The following is a 12,000-nucleotide window of genomic DNA, read 5'->3' on the forward strand; positions in this document are numbered from 1 at the left end:
TCACGCTCCGATATTCGAAATAAACGAGGATTGTTCTCCATGGAAGGTTAACGTCAATGCGTGCATGGCTCTCGTGCACGCAATATACAGCAGGCTTCTGTCCATATCCGTCTTATAATTCGATACGTCAACAAACGGCACGATCACATGGTCGAACTCCAAGCCTTTTGCCATATGGCACGAAGTTACCATAATCCCCTCATGAAATTGGTCGCTGCTGAAATTGAGTAAATAGACATCCTTATGCATATCCGCGATTTCTTCATAAAACCGCTCGGCTTGAGCTTGCGTTTTGCAAACGATGCCTAACGATCGATGATCGGAACTCAGAAATTCCGTTATCGCTTGTTTCACGTCCGTCAATTCGCCGGCCCAACTTTCGGATTTGTTGATCCGGGGGAGAGAGCCGTGGCGTTCAATCGGAACGATCTTGCTGTTCGGGTTGATTTGCCGGGCAAAGTTGATGATTTCAATCGTCGAGCGGTAGCTCTTTAATAGTTCAACCGTATCCGCTTCGGGAAAAACCTTTTGGATCTCGGTTATCGATGATGAGGAGTAAGGATTGACGGATTGGTTGCTGTCTCCCAAAACCGTCTTCTTGCAGGTGAACAAACGGGAGATTACGGCGTATTGAACGGGGGTATAGTCCTGCATTTCATCCACCAATAAATGTTTTACGGAATCGAAACTTTTCGCACCTTCAACAAGAATCTTCAGATATACGAGTGGGAAAACGTCGGAAAACTCCAGCATCCTCGCTTTTTTCAGCTTGAACAATTCCGGTTTGCCAATAAAATGATAAAAATCTTTATAAATCGCAAGCAGATTCAGGGATTTAAACATCCTTTTAATGGCCGTTTTGATTTTATTGACCGCGGCAGGCCTTAACCTTTCGCCATTCTCATCCCTTGCGCTTCCTGCAATGGCCGTAGCTGTTTTCTCCAGTTTTTGTTTGATCGGCACGTTTCCGGCAGCTTGGTATGCTCTTATAATATCCGCTTTGCCAATTCTGACGTCTTCGATCATCAGTTCGACAGGTACAAAATCGTTCTCGCGAATATGCGCGACAAAGCGATCCAATTCATGCACGAAGTCCATGGTCGCTTTGTACTTGATGCGCTCAATCAAGAATTCGTTACTCAAATCGGTAAGCTCCGTCACCTGTTCGTTAAAGGTCTGGAATTCGAATACACCCTCCAGTTCCCTGGCAGCCAACTCCTCAAAGCCGAATTGTACTATGTTTTCTTCCCCTAGTTCCGGCAGCACGTTGGAAATATAGTTGGCAAAAACTTTGTTCGGAGAAATGATCAAAATGTTATCAGACGTTAACGTGCCTTTGAACCTGTACAGTAAAAAAGCGATACGGTGCAACGCGACCGAGGTTTTTCCGGAGCCGGCTACGCCTTGAATAATCAACTCGTGGGAATGTTCGTTTCGAATAATGACGTTTTGTTCCTTCTGAATGGTGGCGACAATATTTCGCATTTTCTCGTCCGACGTTTGGCTCAGTTCTTTTTGCAGTACCTCGTCATTGATGTTCATGGAGCTTTCAATCATGTATTCCATAAGCTGGTCTTTAATCTTGAACTGTCTCTTTAAACCGATCTCCCCTTCGATCATTCCTGCGGGTGCCGAATAAGAAGCTTCCCCGACATTATAATCGTAAAACATGCTAGCGATTGGGGCGCGCCAATCATAAATCAGGTTCTCCTGGCTGTCTTCTTCGTTGAATGCGTGTACCCCAATATAGTAAGCGTCTCCCTCCGCACGTCCGTTGGGAACGAAATCCACTCTGCCGAAATAAGGGGCTTCCACTAATTTAAGGAGTCTTCTATGTTTGTCGACAGCCTTTTCCCCATGATCGATGGCGAGCGAGATTTCAACCCGGTTGGCCGCTCTCTCCGCCGGATCGAGCCCGGCCATGTTATCCCAGACGTATTTCTTGGCTTCGATGACTTCATGATGTGTCGCGCTTATTTTGTTTTCCAATAGTTGAATCGCTTTTTGCAGCCTTGATACCATCGTGCCGAGATATTTCCTTTCTTCCACTTCCGTTTGATTTATGGTCATCTTTTTCCCTCTTTTCCCTTGAGATCACTCATAAGTATAGAGAAATTCGAAAAAAAATATAGACTTATATTTCTCTTTGTAGTATTATATTTTTATCGTGGGTCCAAAAAACGGCATACGAAGTATATTGTTTTACACTTGATATTGCATAAAAAAACCAAGTTCCTGAGCATCAGGGCTTGGTTTTTCTGGTATTACCTTGTTATTCATGTTACTTAGCGGTAGAATTCAATGCCGTTCTCGTCCACCTTGGCCTCCTGCATGTGGACGAACCTGTCCTCATTATTACTGGCGATGTACTCTCCAAGTTTAAGCTATTTGTCCTAAGATTTCTTCAATACTCCATTTAAGCGGTACCTACCACATCTCATTTACGAACCATCAATATGACCGACTCCACATGCCCAGTATGCGGAAACATAGGCTACTGGGTTCACATCCGCCGCGGCGCACCAAAACCCTGATTTTTAAGAGTTTTAGAGTTTTCACAATTGGAGTATGATTCTGCCTAGTTGCACCCTTGCACCAGCATCTCCACAAACTTAATGTCAGCTGGAGCAAACTCATATTCCCCCAGCTCCCGCGGGTACACCCATCGATATTCATCATGATCGACTAGGACAATCTCGCCACCTAAAAAAGCCGCCTTATGGGCAATCAAGCGAATATGCGTTGATCCATAATAGTGATCATTGACGCCAAACGATGCATACGGACGAATTCGAATATTCATTTCTTCCAGCAGTTCTCTCCTGAGACCTTCCTCCACCGTCTCCTCATGCTCGATCTTGCCGCCGGGAAACTCCCACAAGCCTTCCTGGGCTTTCCCCTTCTTGCGTCTGGCAATTAAAATCTGCCCCAGATTATTTTCGATGACGGCTGCCGCTACCTCAATAATATCGATCATCTCCTATCCAATCGCTTTATTTGCTGCAGGCACAAATTGTGCAGGCATTTCTTCCTTCAGCCGCCATACAAAGCTCATCGGCTTATTTCCTTCATGTCTTACATACTCCGCTTCACCTAAAAAAATAAACGAGGCTGTGTATTGGTTCTCGCTTTTATATTCACGGACAAATAAAGCAATTCTGTTCCCCAGCTTTTTGTGGTGAATATATCGCTGCGCGGTATCCGTTTCTTCCGAAATTCGGCTTTGCGTCTGCCAATGAAACAACCGCTCATTGATCGCATAATCTTCATACAGCGTAGACGGGGAAAAATCCTTGTCGGATTTGTTTAAAGTGATAAAGAAAATATCCGTCCCCTTATCCTCAAGATACTTGACCCCTTCACGAAAGCTTGGCGCTTTCTCCTCATTCCAAACCCCAAACGCCGCCAACACCTGATCCGTTGAATAATGACAATGCAGATCTAATGGACACGCATAAGGAAACTCATTCTTCTTATCGACAAAATCGATATGGGCGTAATTATATTTTAATATCTCTATGATCTCCTCCCGGAACATCTCGCATGCAACGATAGACTGGACGCCCTGTCCAATGTCTGCAAAGCCAAGTTTTTTCGGTTCCGCCCGGTAAAACGTATAGTAAAACAGATTCAGCATCAGTTGCTCTTCTTCCGTCTGGACCGCTTTGTCTTCTTCAAGATAAGCGATCAAGAAGCTTAATATCCTCCGGGAGTTCATGCTTAATAGCGCCGGAATCCGTTTGATTAAAAACTCACTATTATCGAACTCGAACGGGTCCATTATTCCCGCTTCCACCATCAGTCCCCGCAACGTCCGGTTCCCATTGCGCCCACCATAAAAATCATAAAGGCTCATGCCATAATACCGTGTGAAATTTTCGAGAGTCAGACTTAACCCCGTATCCTCCTGAAAATATTTTAGCTTGCTGACCAAGCTTTTGCGGTTAATCGTCGTTTGTTTCAAGCTTTTCAGAATGTATTCCTTCGTCTGTTTCTCAAGCTGAATGAAGCTCCCTCTCGGCAAGCTGGAAAAGCCATGCTCAACATAATGCTGAACCGAATGCTTCGTTTTGCCAAGCAAGGCTCGAAATTTGTCCTGAAAACTATACTCTTTATGGGCTTGTCCAATGAAGTCCAAAACTGTTAAGCATTCCTTTCCTTCCGCCAAGCGCAGTCCGCGGCCCAACTGCTGCAAGAACACAGTCAAACTCTCCGTAGGACGCAAAAATAAAATCGTGTTGATCTCCGGGATATCTACCCCTTCATTATACAGATCAACAACGAAAATAACCTTTAGTTCACCCGAAACTAGCCTTCCTTTGGCACCGCTGCGCTCCTCATAGCTGGACTTTCCATGCAAGGCCGCTGCGGCAATTCCCGCTTCATTGAACACTTTAGCCATATACAGCGCATGCTCTACACTCACACAAAAGCCGAGCGCTTTGACGTCTTCCAAATCTGTAACATATTTCTTTAAGCTATTCATAATTTGATTAGCCCGAACTTTATTATGCGTATACAAATGCTCAAGCTCATTCAGATCGTAACCGCGTCTGGACCATTTGACTTGCGACAAATCCACACTATCCGTCACCCCAAAATAATGGAACGGGCAAAGCAGCTTCCGGTCGATCGCATCCGTTAAACGGATTTCAGCCGCTATTGTATCGTCAAAATAGTGCAAAATATCCCTTCCATCCATTCGTTCTGGAGTCGCCGTTAATCCTAGCAGGATTTTGGGCTGATAGTGGGACAAAAGCTTTTGATAGGAAGGCGCCGCGGCATGATGAAACTCGTCTACAACCATATAATCGTAAAAATCCGCGGTCGTTATTTCGGCAAGCTTTAACGTATTGAAACTCTGGATGCTAATAAACAAGTGATCAATGGAATCCGCCTGATTATTGCCAACATGCAGTTCGCCAAAATTCAGATCCTTCATAATAAAGCGAAAAGTATCCAGGCTTTGCTTCAAGATTTCCTTCCGATGAGCCACAAAAAGCAGCCTTGCCCGAGCATTCCGCCCCGCAAATCGCTTATAGTCGAAGGCCGAAACAACCGTTTTCCCAACCCCGGTTGCGGCCACCAACAAATTTCTCGTTCTCCCGAAAATCACTCGCTGCGCTTCAAGCTTTTCGAGAATTTCCTTCTGGTAATCATAAGGAGTAAGGTTGAAATGAAAAGATAACAGATTGCGATCTTGATCCTTCTTCTTGCCAAGTGCTTGCTTAAGCAGCAGCAGATCCTCCTTATTTGATGAGGAAAAGCTTTTAAACTCACGATCATTCCAATAGCTTTCAAAGGTAGCCTCAATTTTCTTCAAGACATCGTAGGCATCCTTCTCCGTCACCTTCAAATTCCATTCCAAACCGCTTGTAAGCGCAGGATTCGACAGATTGGACGAACCAACATAGGCTGTCGTAAAGCCGGTATCCCTTTTGAAAAGATAAGCTTTGGCATGCAGCCGCGTTCGACTGGTATCATACGATATTTTGATTTCCGTATTCACCAGCTTGCCGAGCTCCACAACCGCCTTATAATCCGTTGCCTCCATATAGGTAGTCGTGATGACCCGTAGACGCCCGCCATTTGCAGTAAACTGCTGCAATGGCTCCATAAGGAAACGCAAACCGCTCCATTTGATAAATGAAACTAACAGATCAACCCGATCCGAAGTCACAATCTCATGCTTCAGTTCACTTAACATATTGGGCTCCGAATGAGCGCCCGTAAATAACGAGCTTTGAGAAAGTGGTGTTACAGGACGAATAACCTTATCGTCTTTAATCCCCCGAATATGATTTAGCTTGGAATAGACGTAAGTCAAAACCTCGCCTTGTTCATCGAGCTGCCATTCTTCCAATTCCTCTTGCCCCAACGTATTTTTTAGCGTTGCAATAATGTCATTACACGTCCGTACCTGCAAAAGCAGTGCTTCCTCATCATCACTATTTTGTTCCCGGATCATCTTGAGGGCCCTTCGCGTCACCGCGGCTAAGTAGTTGGAAAGCTGTTTCCTTCCTTCCTCCGGATCAAGCGATTCTGTGCCGATTTCGTATAATGAAGGATTTAAATCCGATAATTGTTTTCTCGTCAGGTTATTGATGATTTGTTCGTAAAGTCCGAGCTTCATAGAACACCTCTGTTTTCTTGAAGTCCATCGATTTGAATAAGCTCAATTACCGTTATAATACCATAATATAGTAGGCGGGGTTGTTATTTCGAGCTCAATTGACATATTCCCCGCTTCTGGAACAAGTTTAGGTAGAATAACTTCGGCGTAAATAATAAAAGCACCTATTTCCTCCCCATATGGAGAGCAATAGATGCTGCGTGACTCTTGATGGTATTTGATGAAACCTGATGGGTATAAGAGGGCCGATGCGATGCTGTACCTTTAGCCATCATTCGGTTTAACTGGATTTGACTCTGTTTTTGACCTTACCACCGCCTCATCACCGCACGAAATGGGATCGGCTAGCAAGGAAAATACAAGCTGAACGCCATCCCTCATACCTTGCAGATACAATCGCTCATTTTCCAGAGCCCGATTGAAATGATGCTTGTCCTCCCAGTCCATAAACGCCGACCACCGCGTTTTATCCATGCCAGGAAACATGGCATCAAAGGCCAAATTCTCCTCGTCACGAAATTTATGCAGTTCGGAATGACGTTCAATCAGAGCCGAAACTTGATCTAACCGCCGCTGAATGGAAGCTCGAAACCATGGCGGGAATTCCATATTTAAACCTCCTCCGCGAGTGTATATGTTCTCCCCTAAAAATTGCCTCACAATGAACATTATTAGTTTCTATTGTATATGAGTTTATAACTGACTTTAATGAGTTTTAAGCGTATTATTTTAATAGTTTTAAAGGTATTTTTTTAGTGTCCCGATTTGAGCAGACCAGATAAGAGACAGGGCGGTCTGATTAACGAGATTCGGCCTAGATCAAGCCTTATGAGGACAGAATTAAATCACTCGCCGCCGCTCTTAATCAAGATATAGAAAAACAACATAAGGATGCCTATGCCCTGTTAAAAGTTGCTTCTTCGTGTGGTTCGATAGCAAGATCTAAAATCTTAGTGTATTCCTATTTGATTGTCTGCGTCAGCATAAGTGTAAATTATAAGAGAGCTTTTAATTTTTATGAGCCCTCTTATAGTGATGTATTACTTTTCCGATGCCGTGGCTGCGGATGTGAAGCTTTCAGTATAATCTGACATTGTATATGGTCATTTCCTTGGCTTATCAAGGCTTTCGTTTGATTTTATCAGGTAGCAATTTTGTCTATCCACCATTCTAGCAATAATGTACACCACATTTGGTTCCCCTCTGTCTCAACGGGCTAAATCTTTGTTTAATAGGATCTTCTACACTTTCACGTTCTGTTTGGATGCCCTCTAGATCAAAATGACAGCTTTTCGTCCCCAATCCGTCCCCTAAAACTTGCTGATGAAATTTCAATCGTTAATTAGAACACATGCCCCACTGTTTAAGCATTTACATCATGCCGCCCATAACATTAAGGTAGTTTTATCAGATTCTTGCTAGTTGTGCTCTTTTGCGCCTGGAAATCAAGTTAAATGAGTTCATTGCGTGCTGATGAAATGCTGCTACCAATGAAAATGTGGTCAAGTGGTAGTCTCGCGAACCATTAAAACCATTTACTGTATTTTCCTGAATTTGTCCCCCACATGTTTCCCCGAAGTAAGCAGCAAGAGTTTCCGTGATTCATACACGTTACTTTGTTAGGGTTACTGAACGTTTTTAGCACATGATTGGCAACGATAATAGCGGTTCTTTACGCTGCGGCCGTATCCTTTTGTTCCATTCTCGAATATAATTAATGTAAATACATTCTAAAAACATAACCCTGGCGATCAATTAAATCTTTATTACTCCACGTGGCGTCCGGGGCTGTTTTGGAATAACGGTTGCGATCGCCAAAGCAGGCTTTCTGCTGCTCATACTTAGACAAGCGAGGAAGAAAATCCTCCCGAATCTGTTTCAACGGCTTCTTCCAAGTATTGCCCTCTCTGCGTAAACTCTTCCGTTTCTCGCTGTCGCTTGCCTGAGCGATCTGTTCGGTAGCTAGTCCGGGGCTGCTGCGTGAGCGTATGAAGGTGCGCGCGGGTCGCCTGAACCTTTTCGTTGAGTTTCTCCTCGAAGCGAAGCGTCGATTTTTTCCATACAAGTCATTTGATTACGTATAAAAACCGTCCTTTTGTAGATTGTTGGTGTGGTAGCTTTCATTCTACAGGAAAAGACGGGTTTTTGGCTTATTTTTGACATTCAACAAAACGGGGTGTCCAGTAGTCAATTTCCACTGACTTTCTGGACAGCCCCGTTTTTTTTGAAACTATTTTTGACCTGCCAGGCAAGCTAATCCGCTGATCATCTTTCTTCAATCTATCCTGACTTACTTAATTCAGATATTGTATTTATACTGATAATAACACTATTCTATATCTGTATGGATAAACTGTTCAAGCTTTTTCAGTTGTTCCTTGTCTAAGCCACTAATTTTATCATTAAATACGATTTCAGACTCATCAATAAAGTCGATACATGGTTTTGCCCATTCAATATCTTCAAATGTCAATCCATAACGGAGCATCCATATCTCATCACTATTGTCCGTCCCATACTTAAAATATTTAGCAAGACGTAGTGCACGATCGTCGTGGCTTTCTGTATAGTATTGATGAAAAATAGCATAATAAATATCACTTAGCTTAAATCCTATCAGTTTATCTAAATAATCGTATGTATCATAAACAATGAGATCATAATCAACATCGTTAGCTTTTAGATTTTTGTCGAAAAGTGGGTAGTTATTCAGATTTTTGTCGGGTATGTCATGATAGCCTCGCAAATATTTTACAATCAATTCTTCTGCCGATTTATCATCTCCTTTTTTATAAAAGTCCTTCCTCTCTTTTGAACGGGAAGCATAATCATAACGGAACTGACATATGCTCTTAAATGTTCGGCCATATACTTTCCATAGCATTATTTTAATGGCATTACTAAGTACGGATTTTTCGCCAATCTCTAAATCGCGCCCTAAATAATATTCATAGAGTTTATGAAAATCAGCATAAACTTCTTTTAAATCTGCCTCGTGTTCAGCACGTGGGTCTGCAATATGGTCATTTTGAAACATCATATCAAGCAGAGTAGGAATCAATATGGTAACATCCTCAGACCTCAGTTTATCTACATCTGCATTTGTGAGATTATAATCGTCAGAAAAACTGCCATTTTTTATTGCTTCTTTAAATTCGCTGTATTTCTCGTCGAATTTATCCTCAATTATATCCAGATGTGATACTTCGGAAAGTGGTTCTTCCTTTTTTATTGTCTTTCTTAATGCACCCATCGCTGATTTTCGAACAATAACGCCACCATAATCAAAAACTTTATCAGAGGTAGAACGTCCGGCACGTCCTATAAGATTCTTAACAGAAAGCGAAGCACTTGCCTCAAATCTGTCAAGATAGACAACATCAAACGGCATGTTAATGCCTTGTTCCAATGTTGAAGTAGCAAAACAGATTCGACAAAATCTATTCTGTGTAAAATGCTCTAAAATAAGACGTGCAGCTAGTGGCATTGACCCATGATGAGTTACAATGCCGCAAGAAAGTTTTTCCAACATCTCTGAATTATAAAATTGTTTATCGTCCTTGGACGCACCTATGTAATTCCGCAAGGTTTCTACCATCTTTAGAGCTCCTACATCCTGAAGCGGTAAGCACATTTTAATATATTTTTCAAACTGCGTATAAATAGTCTTATCATAGATGTGTTTTTTTGGTACATAGATAAGCACACTTCCGCCGCTTTCAATTGCACGTTCAATTGGATCAAAGGCAGCTTCGACTTTCTGCTTCCCCATAATATCTTTATCTGTGCCAAAGTGGTAAAATTTGTTTATTTTTGTATCGTGAATATAAAATAATTGTCCAACATTCTTTTGCTGGTACTGTTGCGCGAAAGATGCCTCATCCAAGTCAATTTCATTTTTCTTCAATTGTGCTTGGGGATTTGTTATAAACGGGTGAGCAAAAATACACTTGGCGTGTGGAAAAGTTTTCAAAACGCGACGAACAATGCTATCAAAATATAGCCCTCGAACAGATTCTTCGTCGCTAAGCTGAGCCTCATCAAAAAGAACAAATTCGATATTCAACCAGCCTTTATTCTTAAATAAATCACGCGCACGCTCTGGCGTAAGAATAAAAACATTCCGTGACGAGTGCTTCGTATTGATTCTATCTACAAAGGTTAAAATATTCACCGTTTTTGTAGTGATAATCTCGTGTACTCGATCATAGTATTCGTTGATCAGTGCCCGTGATGGGACAATAACTACTACATCACGAGTAGAATTTTTAATCAGGTTACGAAATACAAATGACTTTCCTGTGCTTGTTGGCGCAGAAAAGCTAAAGAATTGTTTGGAACGTATTTGTTTAATAATATTCGCTTGCATCGGAGTGTAGCTTTCACCAAATTGATCTTTTATATACTGACTATACAAGTCAAAAATTGCGCCGCGCAATGTGTCGGGCTCGGGTTGCTTGAAAAATAGTCCCATTGTCTCTATAATTTCATTTTCAAAAGCACCGAAATACTTAGACTGAAACAGCTTGAGATACGACAAAATCTCAAGAACGACAGTATCAGTAGGTCCCTCTTCAAAGAGACATTTTCTTGCATAAGCAGAGATTTCATCTAAATCCTCGCCATTACGAATTCTTATTATTAAATTACCACGTTCAATTATATCATTCATAAATTCACCGCTATTAAAATAACTTCATCATGACATAGCAAATCGAGAAAATCCTGGCGTTTTGTTATGGTCTTGATTAAAGTATCTGTTGTTGTTTGTTTTGCTGAAAAAGCTACGGCAAATCCTTTATTACCCTTGATAACTCTTTGTAGTGCATTCGGTGTACAGAAATGTTTTAAATCGCCGACATCATCTATATCTTTACCATCCTTAACGAATTGAACAACTTGTGATAATGCACTTGAATAGGCACTTTGTCGAGCTACATATTTCGCTTCACCAAAGATTACGGTATCAGTAATACTATTTTGACTATGAAAGTCGAATCCAGGATTGCCAGAGATTTTTTTTCCAAGCAGCTCTGCAAGTGGAATGTTAAGATATTTTAATTGGCTCACTAAAGATTCTCTAGCAAGTTCTGAAATTACATATTCTCCGGCGTCGCTTGCTATTTTGTCTTCCTCTGAGTTTTCAAATTTCTTCTGAATATCCTCAATCGTCTTGTTAGCTCGATGTTCAAAACTCGACTGCATAAAATCTTCATCAAATTTTTTGAGCCAGGACATATCCATCAAAGTGCGCAAAATACTCGCCAAAGTTACCTGTAAATCCTCTGGGTCAATCCGTATAAACTGCACGTTTGCTTTTCCTGTATTGGGTATTTGTTTGATCTCAACAATTCTCACCTGACACCACCTCACGGAATTACGTCGCTAAGAAGTTGCCAATCAGTGCCCTCAATGTCGTCGCTATATTTTTCCATGCATATACACAGTTCATCGCTCTTGTCATCATTACGCACAAAACCACCCTTGAGGTTGTAACGCTTCAGGTAATCTTTTAACACCTCAAACTTTTTTGGTGAAAAAATATCAATATCCTGACTGTTTCCTCTTCGATCAAAACCGCCTTTGGTTTCGATAATCCATATTTCGCCGTTCACGCTGATAATATAATCAGGGAAAAAGTTCCTTTGCTTGCCAGAATTATCGTGATACACAACAGAAAGATATTCACTACCTTTATCGCCATTTTTATATACCCATTCTACACTATCAGAATGTTCACAGAATTTTTCAAACTTCCGCTCACCAGATGACCGTGGTTCTGCCGAAGAGAGATAGCCACTATACACATTCTTTGTCATTTCAAGCTGAGTTTTGGCTAATCCGTCGTAGGTGAACAAACAGGCTTG

Annotated in this window: 6 protein-coding genes; all 6 read right to left on the reverse strand. The window is 41.8% G+C overall.

Going from position 1 to position 12,000, the window contains the following annotated elements; translation table 11 throughout:
* The gene (locus tag ACFQ0N_RS30400) at nt 1–2,070 is read right to left on the reverse strand and encodes a HelD family protein (RefSeq protein WP_379333573.1); all 2,070 of its coding nucleotides are present in this window, start codon (nt 2,068–2,070) and stop codon (nt 1–3) included.
* Between the two features lie 508 nt (nt 2,071–2,578).
* The gene (locus tag ACFQ0N_RS30405) at nt 2,579–2,977 is read right to left on the reverse strand and encodes a (deoxy)nucleoside triphosphate pyrophosphohydrolase (RefSeq protein WP_379333575.1); all 399 of its coding nucleotides are present in this window, start codon (nt 2,975–2,977) and stop codon (nt 2,579–2,581) included.
* A 3-nt stretch (nt 2,978–2,980) separates the two neighbouring features.
* Entirely contained in the window at nt 2,981–6,133 is a 3,153-nt protein-coding gene (locus ACFQ0N_RS30410; RefSeq protein ID WP_379333577.1) for a DUF3427 domain-containing protein, read from the reverse strand.
* A 264-nt stretch (nt 6,134–6,397) separates the two neighbouring features.
* A complete protein-coding gene (locus ACFQ0N_RS30415) occupies nt 6,398–6,742 on the reverse strand; it encodes a hypothetical protein (protein ID WP_379333579.1) in 345 nt (114 codons plus the stop codon).
* A gap of 1,720 nt (nt 6,743–8,462) precedes the next feature.
* Nucleotides 8,463–10,805 (reverse strand): DEAD/DEAH box helicase, encoded by a 2,343-nt coding sequence (locus ACFQ0N_RS30420; protein ID WP_379333581.1) that lies wholly within the window; start codon nt 10,803–10,805, stop codon nt 8,463–8,465.
* Nucleotides 10,802–11,491 carry a hypothetical protein gene (locus tag ACFQ0N_RS30425; protein ID WP_379333583.1) on the reverse strand — a complete coding sequence of 230 codons (690 nt, stop codon included), beginning with the start codon at nt 11,489–11,491 and terminating at the stop codon, nt 10,802–10,804. The genes ACFQ0N_RS30420 and ACFQ0N_RS30425 overlap by 4 nt, the downstream gene beginning before the upstream one ends.
* Nucleotides 11,492–12,000: the final 509 nt, after the last annotated feature.

Source organism: Paenibacillus sp. GCM10027626 (assembly GCF_042676285.1).
GTDB lineage: Bacteria > Bacillota > Bacilli > Paenibacillales > Paenibacillaceae > Paenibacillus_Z.